At 44.7% G+C, this 21,904-nt stretch carries 24 protein-coding genes, 1 tRNA gene and 1 other RNA gene; 13 read left to right on the top strand and 13 right to left on the bottom strand.

The features are described from left to right. Positions 1-24: 24 nt before the first annotated feature. Positions 25-930, top strand: a complete 906-nt coding sequence (locus tag DOM22_RS18805; protein WP_142701852.1) for an NAD-dependent epimerase/dehydratase family protein — start codon at positions 25-27, stop codon at positions 928-930. On the opposite strand, the gene DOM22_RS18810 is transcribed toward DOM22_RS18805, so the two are convergent. Continuing rightward, entirely contained in the window at positions 911-1,819 is a 909-nt protein-coding gene (locus DOM22_RS18810; protein WP_142701853.1) for a hypothetical protein, read from the bottom strand. The two genes, DOM22_RS18805 and DOM22_RS18810, sit on opposite strands and share 20 nt — an antisense overlap. After that, a complete protein-coding gene (locus tag DOM22_RS18815) occupies positions 1,816-2,442 on the bottom strand; it encodes a hypothetical protein (protein WP_246845757.1) in 627 nt (208 codons plus the stop codon). The genes DOM22_RS18810 and DOM22_RS18815 overlap by 4 nt, the downstream gene beginning before the upstream one ends. A 40-nt stretch (positions 2,443-2,482) precedes the next feature. Here DOM22_RS18815 and DOM22_RS18820 point away from each other — a divergent pair, with 40 nt between their 5' ends. Together DOM22_RS18820 and DOM22_RS18825 are read left to right on the top strand one after the other, a co-directional pair. Next, complete coding sequence (locus tag DOM22_RS18820) at positions 2,483-3,454, top strand: hypothetical protein (RefSeq protein WP_142701855.1); 972 nt, start codon at positions 2,483-2,485, stop codon at positions 3,452-3,454. After that, a complete protein-coding gene (locus DOM22_RS18825) occupies positions 3,426-5,477 on the top strand; it encodes a hypothetical protein (protein WP_142701856.1) in 2,052 nt (683 codons plus the stop codon). Before DOM22_RS18820 ends, DOM22_RS18825 begins: the two co-directional genes overlap by 29 nt. Here the strand turns inward: DOM22_RS18825 and DOM22_RS18830 are convergent. The 3 genes from DOM22_RS18830 to DOM22_RS18840 all read right to left on the bottom strand — a co-directional run bounded on the left by DOM22_RS18830 (position 5,428) and on the right by DOM22_RS18840 (position 8,801). Further along, on the bottom strand, positions 5,428-6,876 hold the full coding sequence (locus DOM22_RS18830; protein ID WP_210415651.1) for a hypothetical protein: 1,449 nt from the start codon (positions 6,874-6,876) through the stop codon (positions 5,428-5,430). The genes DOM22_RS18825 and DOM22_RS18830 overlap by 50 nt on opposite strands. Continuing rightward, positions 6,876-7,982 carry a hypothetical protein gene (locus DOM22_RS18835; RefSeq protein WP_142701858.1) on the bottom strand — a complete coding sequence of 369 codons (1,107 nt, stop codon included), beginning with the start codon at positions 7,980-7,982 and terminating at the stop codon, positions 6,876-6,878. Before DOM22_RS18835 ends, DOM22_RS18830 begins: the two co-directional genes overlap by 1 nt. A 282-nt stretch (positions 7,983-8,264) precedes the next feature. Beyond that, positions 8,265-8,801: a YceI family protein gene (locus DOM22_RS18840; protein ID WP_142701859.1), complete on the bottom strand. Its 537-nt coding sequence runs from the start codon at positions 8,799-8,801 to the stop codon at positions 8,265-8,267. 239 nt (positions 8,802-9,040) lie between these two features. Here DOM22_RS18840 and DOM22_RS18845 point away from each other — a divergent pair, with 239 nt between their 5' ends. Then, positions 9,041-9,532 (top strand): DUF1440 domain-containing protein, encoded by a 492-nt coding sequence (locus tag DOM22_RS18845; RefSeq protein ID WP_142701860.1) that lies wholly within the window; start codon positions 9,041-9,043, stop codon positions 9,530-9,532. A gap of 10 nt (positions 9,533-9,542) precedes the next feature. Then, positions 9,543-9,776 (top strand): hypothetical protein, encoded by a 234-nt coding sequence (locus tag DOM22_RS18850; protein WP_142701861.1) that lies wholly within the window; start codon positions 9,543-9,545, stop codon positions 9,774-9,776. 97 nt (positions 9,777-9,873) lie between these two features. Here the strand turns inward: DOM22_RS18850 and DOM22_RS18855 are convergent, their stop codons facing one another. Further along, positions 9,874-10,248: a hypothetical protein gene (locus DOM22_RS18855; RefSeq protein WP_142701862.1), complete on the bottom strand. Its 375-nt coding sequence runs from the start codon at positions 10,246-10,248 to the stop codon at positions 9,874-9,876. Positions 10,249-10,592: 344 nt separating this feature from the next. On the opposite strand from DOM22_RS18855, the gene ffs reads away from it, so the two are divergent. From ffs to DOM22_RS18880, 5 genes are all read left to right on the top strand, one after another. After that, positions 10,593-10,691, top strand: an RNA gene (gene ffs, locus DOM22_RS18860) — signal recognition particle sRNA small type. Positions 10,692-10,719: 28 nt separating this feature from the next. Beyond that, complete coding sequence (dnaX, locus tag DOM22_RS18865; protein WP_142701863.1) at positions 10,720-12,504, top strand: DNA polymerase III subunit gamma/tau; 1,785 nt, start codon at positions 10,720-10,722, stop codon at positions 12,502-12,504. A gap of 9 nt (positions 12,505-12,513) precedes the next feature. After that, positions 12,514-12,837, top strand: a complete 324-nt coding sequence (locus tag DOM22_RS18870) for a YbaB/EbfC family nucleoid-associated protein (RefSeq protein WP_142701864.1) — start codon at positions 12,514-12,516, stop codon at positions 12,835-12,837. Positions 12,838-12,856: 19 nt separating this feature from the next. Continuing rightward, positions 12,857-13,471: a recombination mediator RecR gene (gene recR, locus DOM22_RS18875; RefSeq protein WP_142701865.1), complete on the top strand. Its 615-nt coding sequence runs from the start codon at positions 12,857-12,859 to the stop codon at positions 13,469-13,471. Then, positions 13,471-14,064 carry an ATP/GTP-binding protein gene (locus DOM22_RS18880; RefSeq protein WP_088615854.1) on the top strand — a complete coding sequence of 198 codons (594 nt, stop codon included), beginning with the start codon at positions 13,471-13,473 and terminating at the stop codon, positions 14,062-14,064. Before recR ends, DOM22_RS18880 begins: the two co-directional genes overlap by 1 nt. Here the strand turns inward: DOM22_RS18880 and DOM22_RS18885 are convergent. Together DOM22_RS18885 and DOM22_RS18890 are read right to left on the bottom strand one after the other, a co-directional pair. After that, positions 14,042-14,893, bottom strand: coding sequence for a TIGR02147 family protein (locus DOM22_RS18885; protein WP_168196701.1), 852 nt, complete (start codon positions 14,891-14,893; stop codon positions 14,042-14,044). The genes DOM22_RS18880 and DOM22_RS18885 overlap by 23 nt on opposite strands. Positions 14,894-14,975: 82 nt before the next feature. Continuing rightward, positions 14,976-15,392 carry a hypothetical protein gene (locus tag DOM22_RS18890; RefSeq protein WP_142701867.1) on the bottom strand — a complete coding sequence of 139 codons (417 nt, stop codon included), beginning with the start codon at positions 15,390-15,392 and terminating at the stop codon, positions 14,976-14,978. 319 nt (positions 15,393-15,711) lie between these two features. Here DOM22_RS18890 and nadA point away from each other — a divergent pair, with 319 nt between their 5' ends. From nadA to DOM22_RS18905, 3 genes are all read left to right on the top strand, one after another. Beyond that, positions 15,712-16,677 carry a quinolinate synthase NadA gene (gene nadA / locus DOM22_RS18895; protein WP_142701868.1) on the top strand — a complete coding sequence of 322 codons (966 nt, stop codon included), beginning with the start codon at positions 15,712-15,714 and terminating at the stop codon, positions 16,675-16,677. Between the two features lie 21 nt (positions 16,678-16,698). After that, on the top strand, positions 16,699-17,238 hold the full coding sequence (locus DOM22_RS18900) for a 4'-phosphopantetheinyl transferase superfamily protein (RefSeq protein ID WP_142701869.1): 540 nt from the start codon (positions 16,699-16,701) through the stop codon (positions 17,236-17,238). A gap of 97 nt (positions 17,239-17,335) precedes the next feature. Continuing rightward, complete coding sequence (locus DOM22_RS18905; protein WP_142701870.1) at positions 17,336-17,734, top strand: hypothetical protein; 399 nt, start codon at positions 17,336-17,338, stop codon at positions 17,732-17,734. 55 nt (positions 17,735-17,789) lie between these two features. Here the strand turns inward: DOM22_RS18905 and DOM22_RS18910 are convergent, their stop codons facing one another. The 5 genes from DOM22_RS18910 to DOM22_RS18930 all read right to left on the bottom strand — a co-directional run bounded on the left by DOM22_RS18910 (position 17,790) and on the right by DOM22_RS18930 (position 21,836). After that, on the bottom strand, positions 17,790-19,544 hold the full coding sequence (locus tag DOM22_RS18910; protein WP_142701871.1) for a hypothetical protein: 1,755 nt from the start codon (positions 19,542-19,544) through the stop codon (positions 17,790-17,792). Beyond that, positions 19,544-19,906, bottom strand: coding sequence for a hypothetical protein (locus DOM22_RS18915; RefSeq protein WP_142701872.1), 363 nt, complete (start codon positions 19,904-19,906; stop codon positions 19,544-19,546). The genes DOM22_RS18910 and DOM22_RS18915 overlap by 1 nt, the downstream gene beginning before the upstream one ends. An 80-nt stretch (positions 19,907-19,986) precedes the next feature. Then, a complete protein-coding gene (locus tag DOM22_RS18920; protein ID WP_142701873.1) occupies positions 19,987-20,622 on the bottom strand; it encodes a hypothetical protein in 636 nt (211 codons plus the stop codon). Positions 20,623-20,740: 118 nt separating this feature from the next. Further along, a complete protein-coding gene (locus DOM22_RS18925; RefSeq protein WP_142701874.1) occupies positions 20,741-21,502 on the bottom strand; it encodes a L,D-transpeptidase in 762 nt (253 codons plus the stop codon). Positions 21,503-21,760: 258 nt separating this feature from the next. Then, positions 21,761-21,836 (bottom strand) — tRNA-Val (locus DOM22_RS18930). Between the last annotated feature and the right edge of the window lie 68 nt (positions 21,837-21,904).

Raw genomic sequence — 21,904 nt, forward strand, 5'->3', positions numbered from 1 at the left:
ACCTGCTTAGTCACTAAATTAACTATGGTAAATAAGAAATTATTGCTACTGGGCAGCTCAGGATTAATTGGCAGTGCGATCTTTAGAAAACTCACTGATCTAAAGTCATTTGAGATTCTAACTCCTTCTTCGTATGAATTAGATCTACGCGATTCCTTTGCCGTGGATAGATACTTTCAAACCCACAAACCTACCCACGTCATTCACGCCGCCGGCAAAAGTGGCGGAGTCTATGCAAACGTCAATAATCCAAGCACCTTTTCGGTTGAAAATACCCTGATGACCGTCAACGTCCTGCAATCTGCATTCAAAGCCGAGACAAAAAGACTCTTACAATTCATTCCGTCTTGTATTTATCCGCTGAGTGCTGAGCTTCCCTACAAAGAGGAAGCCATCGGTTCGGGGCACATTGAGGAATCCAGTAAATATTTTGCCTATGCAAAACTAAATGCACTGATGATGGCTCAAGCCTTCAATCAACAGCATAAGACCGAATTTATCTCTATCATCCCAAGTAACGTCTATGGTTTAGCGATCAAATCGGCCTCCGAGAACTCTCATGTAATCCCCTCACTGGTTCATCGCATGTTGGTTGCAGTAAAAACCAATCAAAAAGACATTCAAATCTGGGGTGACGGAAAAAATAAAAGGGACTTCCTTTATTCCGACGATCTGGCCGAAGCCACCTTGATGATTTTAAATCATGCCTCGCCAAAGCCAGTCATCAATGTGGCCAGTGGAGAAGTTGTTTCGATCAGCTCATTGGCTGAACTGATCCGCGAAACCGTGGATTACAAAGGAACTCTTAATTACAAGAACAACGGCTTAGCCGGGGCAGCTCACAAGTATCTGGATTCGTCGACGGCAAATGCCCTGGGCTGGAAAGCGCGCACGTCTCTGAAAGACGGCATCAGATCTTTACTAGTTTAATATTTGCGGGATGGCGCATGCCATCTGGCGGATTGAATACATCGTCTTCGCCATCGGGAGAAGACACACGTAAAGATTTTCCTATTTCAAAGAACTGTTCAGTAGACAGCTTTTGGCGTTCGACCAAAAGATTCTTGTCATCTTTATAGATATTCTGATCGTAAGACTTCAAAACAACGTTCAAATCAATAGAAACCCTGGAACCAGCGCTTTCTGCACGATGAGTTCCATGCAGCAACGAAGAATCCACCATCAGCATATTGCCTGCAATATTATTAACATCCAATTCGGTGCTGTCTTGAATAAGTTCTTGAGCCTCGTGATAGCTGGAAAGAGGCTTTAACCAGCTCGATTCAAACTTCTCGCCCGGCATCCACACTTTCAACAAGTTATTTGAAAGATCACCCAGAATAGGAATATGCAATAGAACTGAACGCAACGAACATCCCACCCAAGTTTCAGAGTGAGGAAGCTCTGTTGGATAGGCCCGCGAACCAGATCCATGATCAGTTCCTTTTAATCGGATATTAAATGGGTATATCCAAAACTCCACCGCATCCGCAATTTGGGATTGCTCTAGGATTTCCGCAATCGTTTGATGAACTTCGGTGAACTTGTGATCGCAATATGATTTTGGAATGACGATTCCTGACGTACTGATGTTTTTGGCCTTGGAAGGAAAATCAGTCAGTGCCTTTTGCAAATCACCGTCGTGAAACTCGTTAGCTCCACAGGACACCTTTAGGTATTCTTGCACCTGAATCTGCAATTTAGAGAACAAATGAAAAGGAATTCTGAAACTCGCCGTCAACGGCGCTTGTGATCTAAATCCGGTACGGGAGATAGCTTCGTCAAAGAACTTCTTTCTTTGGAAATGGTATTCGTTCATACCGCTGCCTTTTTGAAAGTGCCCTGAAGGTGTTTAAATCCGGACTCGGTTCCAAAATCTATTTCATCGAATGGATACGCGGTAAACTTTGCGCGCGCTTTGATTTTATCAAAAACATCTTTTTCATAGGAACAGAACACCGGTAAATCAAAGCTGTGCCAGTTACGAACAATTTCTGAACTTAGAACCGACAGTCCCGTATAGATATATGAAGGCGTCTGATATAGATCCGGCCAGGCATAAGCTTCTTGCTTACTAATCTCATGAAATGAGGACGTGTGCACAAAAGTGCGCATATAGAAAACGGCGTCCTTATTCCCCATCGATTGCGACTTTACGAGCTCAAATGGATTTTCGGAAAAATAAGTATCTGCATTCGAAAGGATAAAATACTTTTCTTGCAAATAAGGAGCGATCAACGTCAACGCCCCACCTGTTCCCAAACGGACTTTTTCCTCTGGAAAAGAGAAGCGCATTGGATAGTTCAACTTGCGAACTGCATTTTCAATGATTTCACGATTTGGCCCACCCAGGATGATGACTTGTTCAATCCCTGCAGCGTTTGCTTGCGCCAATAGGTAATCCAAAAACACGCGGCCCGAAAATTCGCTCAGGCACTTCACATGACTTTCGGAATTCAAAAAACTGTTTAGCCGAGAGGCCATGCCCCCAGCCAAGAGAACTAAAGTTTTTGATTCCAATTCCGAATTTACCAAAGTAGCATTTCCCTCAATGGTATTTAAATCGAGTATTCCATATCGCATAGGTTTAATTGGAGGCGGAACAGATCTGCCTTTTTTTACCAACAAACATGGAACCGAAGTCATCAATGCTTCGTTTAAAGCCTTCTCTCATTGTGAAATTCGAAAAATCCAAAGTCCACACATTTTTATTGAGACCAATGATTACAAAACGCAGGTTCAGGTCGATAAACTTCCAGAGATGGTGCTGATTTCCAGAGATGAATTTCGCATCAGCCTGGCTGTTCTGAACAACTTCGCAGATCTTGTAACCTCACTGGGTGGTGGCCTGCATATCAAGACATATTCAGAGTTTGCACCGCAGACTGGCTTGGGCGGAAGTTCCGCACATTTAATCGCGGTGTTAAAGGCTTGTTTAAATTATCTGAATCTTGATTGGGATAATAAACAGATTTTGGACACGGCTCATTCGCTTGAGCGGGACACGCTGAGCATCTTTGGTGGATTTCAGGATTTCTATCCGTGCCTTTATCAGGGCGCACATCATCTTTCCAAAGATCCAGGTTCTGAAATCATCCACCGCACGTTGGATGGAAATTTCCTAAAAGAGTTGGATTTGTCTTTCTTTATCACGGAATCTTCGGCAGTCAGCTTGGGTGAGACAGACCTACCAGAACTGAACTCTCTAAAGATTCAAAAGGATCTGGCTCATCAAGCCGCAAATGCCTGGAAGCAAGGTCAACACTCCGTTTTCAAGAAATTGCTGCAAGAAAGCTGGCAAGCCAAAAGCCAATCAGCAAATCTTCCCCATGTATTCGCAACTAAGACCTGCGGACTTTCAAAAAGAATGAACGTCGTCGCTGTGGAAAAATCCCTGGAAAAATCATTCACCGAAAGCAGTGGCTATGCAGCTCGAAAAATTGAATGGTATTAGAGCTTTCGTTAAGAGGCACTTTGAGAAGTTGATCTTCTTAAACTGCATTGCTGCAGCCTTAACGATGTACTTCCATGATATTTTATATTCACTAGATGGCGGTGGCCGCTATGTCAGCGCGATGGATTTGTGGGAAGTCGGACTTCACGGATATAACGATCACTTCTTTATGGGGGGCCTGCAAAACCTTTTCTATCCTCCCCTTCATGACTTTATTTTGAGTCCTGTTATAAAATTATTCTCGTTAGCCTTTGGATCTGATCTGAACCATAGGCTGCTTTACAGTATTTTCGTATTTTGCATCTTCACGTTCTTCATTTCGACGATCTATAAACTTTCCCGTCAACTGCAATCAGTTGGTGCAAAAGTATTCCTCCTGGTCTTTATCTCGTGGATGCTGTCGCTAAATATTTACTCATACGAAGAAAATCTTGGCTTCTTTCTGAATTTCTACAAAGTGCCACACATTATCTATTATCAAGGATTGAGTTTTCAGGACATCTTCATCACTGGGTTGATGAACCAATTCTTATCTGCAGGTTTTCTTATTCTTAGCATCATTTCTCTTTCTAAGAGAAATAACACCAAGACGGCTGTTTTCATTGCACTCACCATTCTGTCTCACTTTATCTTCGGCTTGGTTGCAGTTCTTTACTGCATAGTAAAGAAGGTCTTTGAGAAAGATTTGAAAAATCTGGTCTATATTGGAGCAATTTGCTTTGGCTTAACGTCAATGTTCCTGATTCCAATGGTGGTTTATCGCGAATTTCTTGTTCATCAAATTTCCATGCCCAAGAAAACGGCCTTCTGGCTGACGATGACCGCGTTTTTGTTCTTATTCTTTAGAAAACCTAAGACTTCTTTCTGCCTGTCTTTCACGGCGCTCCTTTTGGCCGCTGTAATCGGATACGCGAAAACTTTCCAGAAATTCGGCCTCCCCGTCATTCCATTTCATTACTACCGCCTGCTATACCCGACGATTCTTCTTTTGATTCTGGCTGTTGCCTTTGCTCTCAATGAATCGTCTTCAAAAATTCGAAAGTCCTTATTGATCACGGTATTTATGATTGCGTGGTTTGGAAATTTCGGTGGACATCTTTATTCCCAGGATATCTTTACGACTTACCAGCCGAAACTTGAAAGCATCACCCCCTCTCAGCCAACAGAATTTGGCCAGGGTCGTTCTTATATGTTCGGATTCGGAAGGCCTGTCGATTTCGCGATGGAAATCGCCGCACATACGAATGGCTATCGCTCATTTTTTACGAAGGGCCTTTACTGGGAAAGTGCACCAGCCAATCGTAATATTTCAGCGGCGATCTTCAAGATGATGGGACCTCCTACTGTATTGGAAAAAGAATCTGATTTCGCTTTCGAACACAAAAGCTGTCAATTTTATACCTGCTTCTTTAATTCTTTTCTAAACATGACTGCTGCAACCGAAGTGTGGATGCCGTCGAAAGAATCATTGATTCAATACTTTCAATTGAACTATGCAGAAAGACGAAAGTTCATTTCTTGCTATGACGATATCCTGAAGTCCCTTCAACGTGTGGATGGCGATTTAAAGTTCGAATTGATTTCTGAGGGTCGTTATTTAAATCCTAACACTTCCATCGTAAAGTTCCACGATACGAACTCTCCTGAGATGTCTGTTTCTGAAATGGAAAGAATGTGTGATGCAAATCCACCCAGTGATGGGCGCATAGATGGAAAAAGCTCGCCCAAAATCATCCGCAATTCTGCGGGAGACTATTCGATCGCTTTGCCATCGACGCCAGGTACATTCCATGTCTCACTTCAATATTTCCCAGGGCTGGTCTACGATACCGCAACAGATAAAGGTGTCATTCCTAAGGTTCAACCCGCTGGTATTCTTATCACGGGATCTGGTCAGACCCATTTGCATTATTCGCGACCTGTAGTTATGTGGATAAGCTATCTAATAACTGCACTTACGATTCTTTGGATAGCTATAGCTTTCCTGGGACGATCACAAGGTAGTAGTCGTTCTGATAACTAGGTCGATAAGCCGTTTCTATGGCTTTTAGGATGTTGTCAGAAAATCTTTGAACTGTCGGAAGATACTTATTTCTTTCCATGACAATCATGGCAACTTTCTTATCTTCAATATCTTTTACGAAAAAAAACTCGTCCAGCTTTCCACGAGCCACGGCCTGCTTATATTCAAAAGGGAAAAATTCAATGTCTTTCCCGGCAAATAATAACAACGCGGGATTATCAGACCACACTGGGCCATCCGCGCTTTTAATTCTTTCAATTACAATTTCTGTGCTTTGTTTTACCTCTTCTGACCAAGCTGTTACAAAGGTCGGGACACCCGGATCTTTCAAAAAGTAAGTTCGATAACGCATGTTCTGCCAACAAGTCGCAACGATAAGAATCGCGGCAACAGCAGACCACTTCCAGGATTTGCTCAAGGCTTCAATCCCGCGCATCGTTAGCCAAGTCAAAACAACACAGAACTCGAGAAGAAAATTCGAACCACTGCCTTCTCGTCCCATACCCCAAACATATATTAGCGAAAGCAGACCAAGAATAATTACCAGCTGATCGCGACCACGGATTTGAAGTTTTGATACCCCAAATGCAGTCACCAATAGAATTCCCAAATGGAACAGTCCATTTTCTTTGAGAGAAATCAGCAAGTTAGACAAATGATAGCTATTATTATTCGATGAAAACAGATGTCCGAACAGAGTATTTTCACTGAAGTAATTCAATGACATGAAACCCGTAATCAGTCCGACGGCAAACACGACCCACGACTTCTCGAATTTTCGATTTATCAAATCATAAAGAAACAACGAACATGGAACCCACAGCGCTGATTGTTTTGTAAAGATCGCTAGAAAAAAGCAAATCATCGCCATGAATCGCGAGCTGCCTTGATTTTTTTCCCGAAGATACAGGAAAAGCCCCATCATCTGAAAGAACAGGGCCACACCATCTAGTCTTCCCATTCCTGTCCAATTGAAAACGGGATACCAGGAAATCCACAACAAAAATGGCAAAGCCCAATCTATCGCGGTGGCTTTTTCGCTCTTGCCATCGACATAAAACTTAGAAATAAGCACACCCGTAAGAAGCAAGGAGACGGTGTTCAAAATTCTTGCTTCGCGAAGCCACATAATCGGATCTGATCCTAATATGCTTACAACAGATTGAAAAAGAGGCGTGTAAGAAAAATAATTAGCAGAATCAAATGCAGAAGCTCGATACGGAAAGAACCCATCGAACAAAATCTTTACCTGATAAAGAATCGTCGACTCACCATAATCAATTGTGTAAGGAAAGCGAATAATCTGAAAGGCTCTGGCAACAACAGCCATATAGCAAAGTAAACCGTAACCCAAAATTACGAGGGTCAGGGGCTTTAGCATTTTCGGATTAAATCGCATCACAGACCTTTATTATTGCAATTAACTGCTGCCACTTGGTCGCATCCGCCGCTGCAATTGTAGAACTTAACAATTGGAGCAGATGATGCCGGGAAGTTTACGGTAGCAGTTCGGTCCGGAATTGTGAATGCAGGAATAGTATGTGATGGCACTGTGTAGTACGAGGTCGAAGAAGAGGGGTTCGTACCTGAACCCCCACTAGATATTGCGATCGTTGTTCCCGGAATAGTTTGAGACGGAATTGTAGTACCGGGGATAGTCACAGTTTGAGAACCACCGCCTAATGACTGAGTTCCAGCGGTACAAGCTCTTGTCTTACAGGTTGTATCAGTTGTCACTCCGCCATAGCCTTCGCAAGACTGATTAGAGATCTCGTAGAAGGTCTGACATTGGGCAGTTCCTCCGCCCGTAGTTTTCATCATTTGGCCAGTGGAATTGCCACATGCTTTCGCATAAGCTTCTTGAATACTTTTACACGTCCAGAAACCATTCTCCACAACCTGCGTTTCGCCGTTTGGACAAACATAGGCGCCCGCATTGTTTCCGAAGCAATTTGAAACAGTTCCGCCCGCAGCGATTGTATTGTTCGTTATGAAAAAAACTTTTCCGATATCGACCGATTTTAAGTCAATACTCCCAGGCATCATTGTTTTGGGTTTAAACTTCGCTTTTACCGTCGCGACATACAACGTTGCTGGAGGTGTGAGTGTCGCAGTTGGAACGACCACGGGATCGAAGGCACGAACCCATTCTGTAGTCAGACCAAAGCCTGGGACATCCATACCTTCAATAATGGGGACCTTCTGTCCACCGGGTGCAGGGGTCGGCGGTTTATTACTATCAAGATAAAAGCCAACGCGAATGGTTTGGACACCAGCTTCCCCCGTCGGTACCCCTGTTGGAGGACCAAACTGCGCCAGTCGAACGGATGTTTTACAAACTTCAGAAGAGGATATAATAGACTGGAGAGATTGAGTGATGGCTGCTCTTTCCATTGAATTTCTGATCTGTGCGGCCTGTTTATTGGAATTAACCCCCATCTCGGCCAATACCAAGCCAAGAATAGTAGCCAATCCAAAACCAACCAATACCTGCACTATGCTCATCGAATCCCCTCAGAACGACCTAGATAACGACTCCAAAAATTGAGCTCAGTAATTATGAGAACACTTGAAATCATTGAAGTAAATACTTAAATATTTACGTATCAGACTAAAACACAGGTTTTGTACGTCATTCGTATGATGTCTACAAAAGAGGATATTTATTGAGCGTTTCCAAGACAAGAAATCAAACAATTGGGCGTGATTATTACAAGGGAAAAATAAGAACAGCAGCCCCTTAAGTTAAGGCTGCTGTCGTTGAATTTTTAAGGCTAATTTGGACCTTTATTTGGCTTTGGCGAATTGAATATCAAGGCTGATCGTCACATCGTCACCCACCAAAACACCGCCGGCTTCAAGGGCCGCATTCCAGTTCAAACCGAAGTCTTTACGTTTGATTTTTGTTTTCGCAGACAAACCAATTTTAGTATTACCCCAAGGATCCGTGTGCTCGGCGGAAGGTCCTTCAACTTCAAGAACAACTTCTTTACTTACCCCACGAATAGTCAAGTCACCGGTAACTTTAAGTTCATCCTCGCCTACGCGTTCGACTTTTTTAGATTTAAAAGTGATCGTTGGAAATTTCTCAACGTCAAAGAAGTCAGCACTTTTCAAATGGGCATCACGTTGAGCTTCGCGAGTATTGATACTTGCGGATTCGATAGATGCCTCCACCACAGATTTGGTGATGTCTGAAGAATCAAGGGAAAGAGTTCCACTGATTTTTTCGAAGCCACCATGAACTTTGGCGATCATCATGTGTTTGATAGAAAAGTTTGCGCTAGAGTGAGAAGGGTCGATTTGGAATTTTGCTGTAGTCATAGTGTCCTCCTAAAGACTTAAGTTATTTGCTACTCACTAACTATCGTCGAAAAAAGATTGTCGCGGCAGAGGACGATATCGCAAATCATTGTTGCAATTCTGTACCCCTCCCCAAAGAACACCCCCAGACTTATGTAGCCCTTGCGCACTGTATTCAGGCAAGACTGACACGTCGGTCATTTCCACAGTTAAAAAAGTAGTAAAATAAAAGCGATACCAGACTCTGAAAGGAGAGTTTTATGAATGTCCTATTTAGAGGCTTTTGGGCAAGCACCATGGCAACGAGCGCGATGACCTTTACCCTGTTCGAATCATTTAAAAGGTTAGCTCTTCGCGAAAGGAAACCCTTGCCACCCGCACAAATCACAAGATCGCTGACCGATAAGTTGCACCTGACTCATAAGACCAGTTCCGAAATTCAACAGGAAGCCACGATGATAAACCACTTTGGATACGGAGCCGTCTGCGGAATTGCCTATGCGCTACTGGCATCCAAAGTTCCAGGTAACGCCGCTTTGAAAGGCGGGCTTTTCGGACTAGGAGTCTGGGCTGCAAGTTATTACGGACTTATCCCTGCATTGAAACTACAGCCCCAAGGAAGACACATGAGCCCGCAACGAAAACTAATGATGATTGGGACACATGTAGTTTGGGGAGTCAGTTTAGCCATCGCCGAAGACACCTTGAAAAGAAAAGGCACACAAATGCTGGACGCCAGACGCCGTTACTAACGGAGGAAAAATGAAAAACTCACAACACCGGGAACAATTAAAAAGAAATATCCCGCAAGAATTAATAAAAGGCGAAAAACACGAAAGCCGTCCCAATCAAAATCACACACCCGACGGTCCGGCAGAGGAATACATCAACGAATCTCGAAATGACAGCAACGAACCGCCACCATTTACTACCAAACTATTAACTCAAAAGAAGAAAGCCAGCTTCTGGGATATTTTCCGATCCCGCAAAAATTAAAAAAGCCAAACTCAAAAAGAATTTGGCTTTCAAATAATCGATTATACTTTTACACAAAGTAAGGCCGTACCTATAAGGTAAGTCCGTACCTTTTGAACTACTTAACTTGAATTTTAAGTTTGTAGGTGGCTTTCGAGCGACACACGCTTTCAACACCTTCGGTAGAACAAATCATCTTCCCACAATTCATTGTAAGAATGCGGTTGTCCTTATTAAGTTCCTTCAACTCTTTCTTCCACTCAGTACAAGCCTTCTTCCAATTAGCACGAGCTTCTTTAATCAAAGTAGCCTCATCCCCTTCAACATCATCCTCACCAGAAGTAATCTCAAATTTATTCTCCGTGGACGAAGACCCCTTCTTAACAGAAATAGTAGTCTCCCCCTCCTCAGCCGGAATATCCTTAACCCCAATAGACTGAGCAAAAGAAACAGAAACCAAAAGCGAAACCAAAAGTCCCAAACCAAATTTCATAAGATTTCCTCCAATCCCAAAATCCTACCACTCCCCCTAAACCAGAAAAGCAATAACACCCCACCCCTCCGAATCCATACAACGCACAACGTCGAAGACCAAAATCAACCATGAGGCCGGTCTATCCTCCAATTCTTACACCGAACTTCGAGCCATTGCGGAATTATCCGAATGAAATCCTCTCACAAACGACCTCCGCGGGGTCTGGAAGACCCTCCCCAAAGGGGAAGCGGCAAGGGCAGGAAGCCCGGGTCGGTTGGGAGAGGATTTCATTCGGATAATTCCGCAATGGTACGACGAGTTATCGCATGTAACAGAGACCCCAGTAGGATAGACCAATCCATGGCCGGGTCCCATGCAATGGTTCCCTTGACGAATCCCGCTAGGTCCGGAAGGAAGCAACGGCACTCGAGGGGCTATGTGATATGGGGTGCTCGGCCACTTTTTTGTTTAAGCAGTTCGGAGAATGTTTTGTCTTATCAGGTGATTGCACGCAAATGGCGTCCCCAATCTTTCACTGACGTTGTCGGACAGAATCATATTACCCAAACGCTGGCGAACGCGCTTAAAAACAACCGTCTGCCTCACGCACTTCTTTTCACAGGTCCTCGTGGTACTGGTAAAACTTCATCCGCTCGTATTTTGGCCAAAGCTTTGCGCTGTCCAAATGCGGTGAACTTTGTTCCGTGTAACGAGTGTGACTCTTGCCGTGAGATCGCAGCCGGTAACAGCGTCGACGTTATGGAAATCGACGGAGCTTCTAACAATGGTGTCGATTCCATTCGTGAACTTCGTGAGACCGTGGCGTTCATGCCAACCAGCGGAAAATACAAAGTTTACATCATCGACGAAGTTCACATGCTTTCGACAAGTGCCTTCAACGCCCTTCTGAAAACTTTGGAAGAGCCGCCAGGTCACGTGATCTTCATCATGGCAACAACTGAGGTCCACAAAATCCCGCAAACGATTTTGTCTCGTTGCCAACGTTTCGATTTCCGCAGAATCACCACTCGTCAAATCACCGAGCGCTTGAAACTGATCTGTGATCAGGAAGGCGTACAAGCTGAAGAGGAAGCTCTTTGGGTTATCGCCCGTCAAGGTGACGGTTCAATGCGTGACTCGCAAAGTTTGCTGGATCAAGTAATCACTTTCGCCAATGGTCCTTTGACTCGCACGAATGTTGTCGAGATTTTGGGCCTTACTGATCGCGCGTTGTTGTTTGAAACACTGACGGCGTTGGTGGAGCGTAACACTCTTGATATTTTGAAAGTGATCGAGAAAATTTCCACGGCGGGCTTTGAGCCGCACTTATTCTCTCAAGACTTGTTGGAAATGATCCGCAACCTGCTTTTGGTTAAAGTCTCTGAAACTCAAGCTGCACAAATTCTGGAAATGCCTGACACTGAATTGCAGGCTTTGAATGATTTGTCTCAACGCTTGTCCGAAGAAGACATTCACATGCTCTTCGACATGGCGTTGAAAGGTGGCAGTGATATTCCGCGCGCTCAAGATCCTCGTATTGTGCTTGAGGTGATTTTGCTTCGCATGGCGTCTGCGCCGAAACTTGCGGACCTTAAAACTTTATTGGCGAATGGTCCCCAAGCTTCTCACAGCGCAGGTGGGGCCAGGCCCTACGTTCCGCCGGTAGCTCCACCCGTTCCAGGCCACCAGCGACTGAAAGAATCCCAATCCGTTCCTGAAGTTCCGTCAGGTTTGGAAAAAATGAAGGCGACTTTCGAGCAGCCTGCAAAGAAAACTACTGATAACAAACCAGCAACACCGGCACCTGCTCCCGTTGAGGAAGCAAAACCCGAAGCTCCAAAACTTGCTACGGGTGCGAACGCACAAGAACGTTGGATGAGTTTTGTTGAGTTGCTGCGCCAGGATGACGCTTTGTTTGCGGCAAAAATTGAAAATCTTCTGTTCGTAAAAGAAGAAGGCAAACTTTTGACCCTGGGAGTTCCGACCAAGTTGGTGTTCCTGAAAGATCAAATGGCCGATACTCAGGTGCGTAAAAAGCTTCAAGGATTTATTGATTCGTACTGGGGCGCTGGGTATTCTTTTGAAGTATTGATGAAGGGTGATCAAACCGGCGAATCGGCTCAGGCTCTGCAACAGAAAAAAGTGCAGTTGGCTGAAGATGAAATCCGCAACAAGATCACTAACAACCCGATGGTTAAAGCAGCCCAGGAAGCATTCCAGGGTCAGATTAAAAACATCGTAGAACTAAAGCGCGACAACGCGCCTAAAAAGTAAGGAGAACTTATGAAAGGTCTTCCAGGCGGAATGGCTGCTTTGATGAAGCAAGCTAACCAAATGCAAATGAAAATGAAAAAAGCCCAAGAGGAACTTGCTAAGGCTGAGTACGAAGCAACTTCTGGCGGCGGCGCTGTTACAGTTAAAGTTAACGGCGACCACATGATCACTGATTTGAAAATCAGCGCAGACGTTATGAAAGACGGCGACGTTGAAATGCTTCAAGACATGATCATGACTGCAACTAACGAAGCAGTTAAAAAAGCCCGTGATATCTCTTCCAAAGAAATGGAAAAAATCACTGGCGGCATGAACATTCCAGGAATGTTCTAGTCAGATAAACGGAGAAACCTTGCTTCACATCACCGCTCTTGAAAAATTAGTCCACGAAATGAGCCGTCTGCCTGGTATCGGGCCGAAGACCGCTCAACGCTTGGCCTATTTCATTCTTAAATCTGAGAGTGAATTTCCAGAGCGTTTAAGTGAAGCTCTTCTTCGTGTGCGCGCAGAAGTTCACGACTGCCCACAATGCTTTAACTTTACGGATGCTGATATTTGCCGTTATTGCAAAGATGCACACCGCTTGGATGAAGCTATCTGTGTGGTGGAGGAACCTTCCGATATTATGCGCATCGAATCCTCTGGCGCTTTCCGTGGCCGTTACCATGTTTTGCATGGTGCGATCTCTCCACTGGAAGGCATCGGTCCTAAAGAACTCAAAATCCATGAATTGATCGACCGAGTGGACGCAGGTTTGCGCGGTGACGGCCCCGTGATTAAGGAGATCATCCTTGCATTGGACGCAGATCTTGAAGGCGATACGACGATTTTGTACCTTGCTAAACAGTTGCAGGGTAAAGGATTGAAACTTTCTCGCATTGCCCATGGAGTTCCTATTGGCAGCGACATCGATTTCGTAGATGATAGAACTATGGGTCGTGCCCTGCAAAATAGAGTGGAGCTGTAATGTCCTTTATTAACTACAATGCCAAAGAGATTCACTGCAAAGTCGTGTATTACGGCCCATCATTGGGTGGTAAGACGACGAATATTCAGTGGGTTTACCAAAAAACGGCTGAGGATCAAAAATCCAAGCTGGTGGCATTGAATACGGACATCGAGCGCACTCTGTTCTTTGACTTCCTTCCACTAAACGTGGGGGAAATCCGCGGTTTCAAAACTCGCTTCCACCTTTACACAGTTCCGGGCCAAGTTGTTTACGATGCTTCCCGTAAGCTGATCCTTAAGGGTTTGGATGGAGTTATCTTCGTCGCTGACTCTCAAATCGAGCGTATGGACGAAAACTTGGAATCTTTGCGCAATCTTGAAACGAACCTTGAACAACAAGGTTACGACATCAAAGAAATCCCACTGATCATGCAGTACAATAAGCGCGACCTTCCGAATGTGGCGTCTTTGGCTGAGATGAGAAGCGCTTTAAACCCTTACAACGCTCCTGAAATCGAAGGCTGTGCTTCCGAAGGCCGTGGCGTGTTTGAATCTTTAAAGACCGCTTCTAAGTCCATTATCAATGTTCTTAAGGGCGGAACGACTCTGTAGTCGTTAAGTCCTCGCTGACCGGATATATATTAAAATTCACCTGAAATAAGCGACGGCCGGAATATGTTTTCGGATTGTGTCGAACCATTTGTTCTTTGGCGAAATCATCCAACAGTTGATTAAATGTATGATAATCCTCGGTCGTCATAGGCAGCAAAAGACTTTTGTAACGACGGACTTCTTGGGGAAGGTCGAAGGCCTTAAGAGCCTCTGCCAAACTCTTCTCGTGAAACTTGCGCAGGTTCAAGCTGCCTTTGTTGTCGGGCACTTTAAAGGCAACCACCTTAGATATCCATACACCCTTTTGCGGCTGTTCGATCAAAGCTAATTTATGCAGAATCTCGAGAGCTTGAATCACTTGCTCTTCGCGAATCCCTAAAATCTGCGCGAAACTTACGGAGCTTTTCTCGACATCGTCGTAACTGAAAAGAGACAGCAACCGAGGAAGCAGAGGATTGGAAATGAAATCCTCACTCTCTGCTAAAACCTGCGCTGAACTTTGCCGCTTTAAAATCTGGATCAACTTCTGACCGAAAATTTGTTTTTCTTTAAGAGTTGAAGTTTGCGTGTATTTAACCAGGCAAAAGAAATAGTCCCGTTCATCGGGGGTCAAAAAGCTGATTTCAGCCAGGGACGCCACGATTTTTTCAGTGAGCTTCTTTTTTCCGTGGATCATCATGCGCAAAAAAGAGCGACTGTTGAAGTTTAGCTCTGCAGCCCAAGCTTCATAAGAAAATCCAACGTCTACTTTTTTTCGAAAGGCATAATAATCCTGCAGATATTGATAGGCATCGAGATAATCGAAAACTTGCGGCTTAATGTATTTCACGAACAGTCCCCTTCCCTAGGGCACCAAGATGTTTAATTTCTGTCAAAGAATTCGCGTGCAGCGATCGCTACACGCAAAAGTTTTAGCGAGTCGGCAACATCTCACAAGCGCTTTGGATTGTTTCCACTTGAGTACGAGTTCTTAATCCAACATTGAAAAGTTTCAGAGCCTGAGCTGATAAAACGGGGCAACTTACACTCAAACCCACAACTTCCGCTTGAACCAATGCCACAGAATCCGCACCGGTCATACCGACTTGATATCGGCGGTTCATCATTTGCTGACGTACCAGTGTGTTTTCCACCAACGCCTTATAGGCTGCATAGTCACTGGCATCTTTGGAAAGCTTAACCTCCAGATCATGCTTTTGATTCAGCAGCACTTCGTAATCGCCGATCAGTGCGTTAGGTTCCGTCGCAGAACCCACTTGTCCCGGGCCCGCAGCGGCCATCGCCGACATGAGAAGGGTCAAAATGACCGTGCTTGCGATTGTTTTCATAATTTCTCCTGTAATATAGAGCCAGCACCAATTAAACGCGCTTTCACGGAGATCAGTTGTGGCTTCTTTAACTTTTCCAATCCCAAAAGCAAAAGACATGCCCCTATTTCCGGTTCCTTTTTGGCCTCGAACCCGATTAATCTTTGCTCAGGAAACGGCGATTTGGGGCCCCCGTGTAGCACAGGCTGCACAAGCCTTTCAGGTTCAAAAGAAGCTCGCATTTTGACTCAATTTTCCCTTACGACCTAGGGTTGGCTGTGCTATAGGATACGGCACCTTTTGGGCGTATAATAATCGTTCAAAGCGCGAGGTAATGACTATGAGTTATGATGTTGCTGCTGAAATTCAAAGACTGAAAAAAGAAAAGAACGCCGTAGTTCTTGCTCACTACTACGAAGATGGCGAAATCCAAGACGTGGCAGACTATGTCGGTGACAGCTTCTTTTTGGCTAAAAAGGGTCAAGAAGTGAAAGAGCAAGTGATCTTGCTTGCGGGCGTTGTGTTCATGGCTGAATCAGTAAAGATCATGAACCCGACTAAAACAGTTTTGGTTCCTGAGCTTGAGGCAACTTGCTCTTTGGTTAAGGGTGCTCCTTACGATAAGTATTTAGCTTGGCGCCAGCAACATCGCGATGGTATCGCGGTGACTTACATCAATTCCTCTGCCGAAGTTAAATCCATCTCTGATGTGATCATCACTTCTTCAAATGCCCAGCAAATCGTTAACGCAATTCCTAAAGATCGCAAGATCTTATTCGGACCGGATCAACACTTGGGTCGTTGGTTGTCTAAAAAATTGGGCCGCGAAATGGAGTTCTGGAATGGTTCATGCGAAGTCCACGTGTTGTTCAATGCGAACCGCTTGGCCGCTCTTATTCAAGAACATCCGGATGCTTTGATCCTGGCCCACCCTGAGTGTGACGACTCCGTTTTGGCTTACGCGAACGTGATTGGTTCAACTCAACATTTGTTGGACTCAGTATCTGCGAATCCTCACAAGAAATTTATTGTCGCGACAGAAACTGGTATTTTCCATCAAATGCAAAAACGCCGTCCTGATGCCACGTTCATTCAAGCTCCGGTTGTTGATGAAGGCTGTAAGTGCAATGACTGCCCTTACATGAAAATGAACAACATGGAGAAGATCAAACGTGCGCTTGAGACGTTCAAACCCGAAGTGAATTTGCCAGAAGCCTTGCGCTTGGAAGCGAAAACGTCTTTGGATCGCATGATGGATATCACCAGCGGTAAAGCCGTTACTTGGCCCGCTGAATTCACTCTTTAATCTTCGCCCAAGGACTCTGACATGCTGATCATAGATAATCACAAGTTAGAGTCTTTACGAAAACATCTGAACTGCCCCGATTTGCAGGTCTTTGCTTACGCTGAATGGGGCAGCGACAATCCCGATCACCGCAAATGGATTCACTCGCATCGCGATCAGATTATACTTAATTCCAATACTCCCCTGCATTCAAGTATCGCTCATACTCAAGGCATGGGAGTATTGATGATTTCATCCCATGCTGTCGGCGTGGATGTCGAGAACACTCACCGTGTTTTAGAACCCATCGCAAAGCGCGTAGCTAAGCCGGGAGAGTACGAATCCGCCCCCAGTGCTGCCAGCCTATGGACAGCGAAAGAGGCCTGCTTTAAGGCCCTTCGCCCCTTCAGCCAGCCCTCGGTCCTTTCAGAATTTTCTGTAGGGGATTGGCAAAAAATCACATCCCAGTATGAGACATTCACTCTCCTAGATTACTCTGAACACCAAGCCCCATCTGCCGGAGCTGGCGTGTGTTTCCACGAGCAGAAATTTAGTTTTGGTTTTTACTGCGTGAACCTTTAACTTTGGTCCGGTCTTGCCGAAGAGTTTAATATGCGTGGAACTCAACTGAGAACCCGCGGCTCATAAGGCAAGTTTCATTAGGGCAAGGTAGGTATAAATGGGAAACACAGCTGCAAACAAACGGATCGCTCCCCGTAAGGAAGTCTCACCGATTCATGTGTCGTATATGACTTCACTGGATGATTTCGCCAAGATCGCAAAAAACTGCGAAATCGTGGAAGCATCTTCAACAGGTCTGCTGCTTTTAGTAAAAAGAGAAGATCTGATTCCCACGGCGCTTAGAAAAAATCTGACGTTGGATGTATTGATTGGCGACAGAGTCTTCATGCATCTGGACGAAATGAACCTGGAAATTTCAGGTGTTATTAAAAGAACAAAACTATTGGGTAAAAAAGGTTTCCACATCGCTGTAGATTACAGTGAAGATGCTCCAGAATATTGGAGAGAATGTCTGATGGATCTTTTGCCAACTCCAGGAGAGATCGACGAAGAATAGTTTGTGTTTCAAATGCCTATGAGACTAAAAAGGGAATCCAACCGGATTCCCTTTTTTATTTGGCGTAAGTGGTTACCAGCTCATCAAGCTTGGCATTAAAGATCTTCTGCCCTTCGGCGCTTGCATAAGATTCTGATTTTAATTGCTGCTTATATTGTTCTAGCTCAACTGAAATAGTCTTCCAGTTGTTTTGACGAAGCCGCTGTTTATCCTCGTCTATCTGCTGGGCTGGCCCCATGATGTCGCGGAAATTAGCGCCTGCTTCCATTTGTCTTTGGAGTTCTTTTTCCCTTACACCGATGACTTCCATCTGAGACCTTGTGGCGCTGTTGGTTTTAAGTATTGATTCAATCTTCTCGTTCATCAGTCGTGTCGCACGATCATTTTCATAATCCTTGCGCACGCGAATTAGATTGGCCGGTGAAGCTGTCAACATTCCGTTTTTCATGCCTTCACTGGGCCCAGCTCCCGTATCCACCCACGTGAAAGGAACATTAAGATCACCCAGCACAGGCTGGATTCCCAAGTTTAAAAAGTTTTTCAGCGCCATAAATTCTGGCTTTAAGGCAGAATCATTGTCGGTTTTGTCATTCAGATATTTTGCCGTTGCATTCAGTTTTGCCAAAACTTCTGCTCGAGTCATTTTTTGAATGTCTCCCCAGTGGAGGTCTTTCGGCGCGCCGACTTTATCCAGGAGTTTATTGTAATCTGCAATTTCACGTGAAAAGTTCTGTACGAAATTCTTTTTTACATCGGCAAAGTGGATGAGGCGAATCATTGTATCGGGGGATGGAACTCCGACCTGTTGCTCCGGAGGAAGGACCTCTTTACAGTGGGCATAATCTTGAAGCTTTTCATAAAACCTGCGCAGTTCACTGTCGGAAGTATTTGCCGGAGGATTTGCACAACCCTCTTCGGCGTTCAAATAGCATGTATAAACTTTTGCGTCCTTTAGATAAGCACCCTCACACATGGACTGTACATTTGCCAAATCCATCGTAAGCTTTTTATTCGAAAACTTTCCGCCCACACAAATGGCAGCATCCGTGATCCTGACGCCATCTAAACCTTTTAAGGCTTTCTGAAGTTCGTTTTCGTCCTTAATCTGCGTTAGTTCCTTTTCTTTAGAAAGGAAGTCCTTTAGCAGAGCCCAGTTTGCGGGACTATTTCCCAATGGCCCTTGTTTATCGAAACCAACCACAACTTCAACTTGAGGGAAAGACTTTTTCCAATACAAACTAAGACTGCTAATGTTCGCTGTATAACAACCCCACAATGCCAAAGAACGAATTCCATCACCCATCGGTGGGTTTTTTAAGAATGCATCTGAGAGAGCTTTGTCATCAAGATCTCCGAATCGGCCGGCAAAATGTCCATTACCATCGTGACCTGAGACCACCATCGAAGAGAGCTGTACACCCTTTTGCTTTAAGTCCGCGATGCTTTTTTCCAAGGTCTTGGCATTTAATTCATTTTCCTGACGGAATTTATTCTCTTTTGCCATCGCATCTTCAAGATTTTTTGCGACAGTCGCGCACGCTGCGGTTTTTTCTATGCCAACGGAGCAGCCTTTTTTTAAGTAATCCGCATTCGCCTTCTGAGTAAGTTCCTTAAACTTGGCCTGATTAGCCATCATCTCTTTGGTTATTTCGGGAAGGACGATTACTTTTTCACCGCGCTTGGCAGCCGCTGCCTTCGCGGCTTCGATTTCTTTGGGATTTCCATTAAGATCTAAAAAAAGGATATCGGCGTTCGCAGTCGTCGCAAAGGACATAACAATTGCTAGAATGCTGAAAACGGATTTCAACATTAGCGCGGCTCCTTGATCAGCATTTGGAATTTCGCTAATTGCTTTTTAGGCAGAGCCGGATACTTCCTTGCGAAAGCTTTCGCTCCGCTGTTTTGTGCACGCAATACAAAGATATCGCGTTCGTAGTGACTTTTATTTTTGAAGAATTTTGTAAGACCCGCTTTATCGATCAGATCATCGCGGTCCCCAGGAGGAATCACCTGATGATCTCTTAGAGATTTATTAACAGGCCCACTGAGCTTTTCACTCGGATACTCTTTGGAATAAACGGAATAATTAATCTCCGCCGGTGGCGTGAGTGTATTTGATAAAGCTGTGGAAGCGCTCAAAAAAAGAACGAGAGCGCCGAGATATCTCAGCATGAATTTTTCCCTTTTGATTATGATAATCTACGAGGGAACAATTGTAAGGACGAGCCATTGCAACTCGTCCTTAGCCTAGCTTAAAGATCGGTGAATTTCGGCAAGCCCATTTCAGAAACCAAAACGATGGAATAATGCGGAGGCAAAAACCAGCTGATGGCTTCTGCGATTCCTTGATGTTCTTTTTCTGGAGGATTTCCCAATGACTCCAAAGAGAACGCCAAATCATAATGCTTACGATCCTGGCTCATCACCAAAACGCGCGGACGCATAACAGCCTGGTCTCTAAAGAACTCTTTGATAATGTTACGAACGTACTGCGGAAGGTAAGATGGCGCTGGCTCACCAGCATGAAGACCTTGGCCTTTTTCCATTTCCACAACACCAACCGGAGCCTCATCCGCCGTGCGATAGAACAATCCAGTTTCTTTGAAATGCCAAAGCATGCCGTATGTGAAAACGTAGTCGGGATAATTTTTTTGGGGATTCACCGCCAAGCCCACACCTTTAAGTGCCGCCCATTGCATGATTTTATTTGCTGGCTCTGTTGCATCCGCGGAAGTTTCCGCAAGCATGTACGGCCAACCATCAGGTCCCTGTTGAGGAGCATCTAGCATCAACTTAACTTTGCCGGAAGTAATCGCCATGAAGAAATCGATTTCCCATTGGTGATCACGTTGTTCATCATTAATTTTCACAAGTTCGTTCAAAGTCATAAATGCTCCAAGAAAGGACACTTTACTCCGGCCAAGCCGGAGGGCCTACAAATGAAAAAAGGCCAAACCCACAGGTTCAGCCTTTTTATTGCCCTTAAGAGTTAGGGTCAAGTCGGTATTAGTACTCTTCCACGATCACTAGAGAGCGGTAACCCACTTTAGTTTGTGGCTTGCCGTATTGGTCAACCATTTGGCGACCCGTCTTAGTGTCGATAACTGGCATTTGGCCTTTGTCAGCTCTAACAACAGCATCGTGGATGATGTTGATTTGGCCAGACTTAACACGCACGCAACCAGAGGAAGCACGTTGACCCAAAGCCGCCACACCGTTTGCTTCGCCACCAGAGATATCTGGAGGTACTTGGTGAACTGCCAAACCGCGAGCGTCGTTAAAGAACATCGCATATGGCATTTGGAATTTAGATTCACCGGAACGGTAGTTATAATCATAAACGCGTTTCACAGAATAGAAACCACGAGTGGTGTGTCTCCAGTGTGAGTTACGAGAACCTTTGAAGATTCCGTTGATCACACCTTTGAATTTACCGATGTATTCAACTTCTTCAGTTCCAGAAGAAATTGGAGTTGTCAGAACCAAGCGACGGTTTGTGTACAGGCGAAGAGTTTGAGCGCCATTGCCACGAGCTTTTTTATTGATCACGATGATGTTCGTGTAGTCGTTGAAATCAGTCTCACCAGCAAGGTAAGCATCTTCGAAAAACAATTGGCCCTTTGGAGCTTCGTAAGCATCTTCAACCATCAAACGTTTTTCAGCTTCTTCACGTTTAGAAAGTTTCAGTGGTGTTTCTTCCGGGAAAGACTGCGCAAATGCAGCTACAGAGAAAGTGGACGCCAAAAGCGCTGCCAACAACAATTTCATGATCACTCCTAACAAGTACGTTCTGGAACTTCGCACCCCTCGCGAATTCCGATGGAGTCAGATAACTTAGGAGACGAGGGAATGCATTAGTTTTCGAGAAATGAAGCATTCCTCCATACTTTGTAGACAGAAAATTATAAGGATTTAATCCAAGTACGGAAACTTGATGTGAGCGATTGGCTTATAGGGGCAGATTTTGGGCATAAAAAAACCGCCTTGTGGGCGGTAATTTTTCGATAGGCCAATCTTTTAGAAGATTGGTAGGGAGTACAGGATTCGAACCTGCGACATCCACCTTGTAAGGGTGGCGCTCTACCAACTGAGCTAACTCCCTATCGGTAAGAAGGACCTATGTTTATCTGCGTCCTTCGAACTTTGCAATATCTTTTTTAACTTTTTTAA

It is taken from the genome of Bdellovibrio sp. ZAP7 (assembly GCF_006874645.1).
Taxonomy (GTDB): Bacteria; Bdellovibrionota; Bdellovibrionia; order Bdellovibrionales; family Bdellovibrionaceae; genus Bdellovibrio.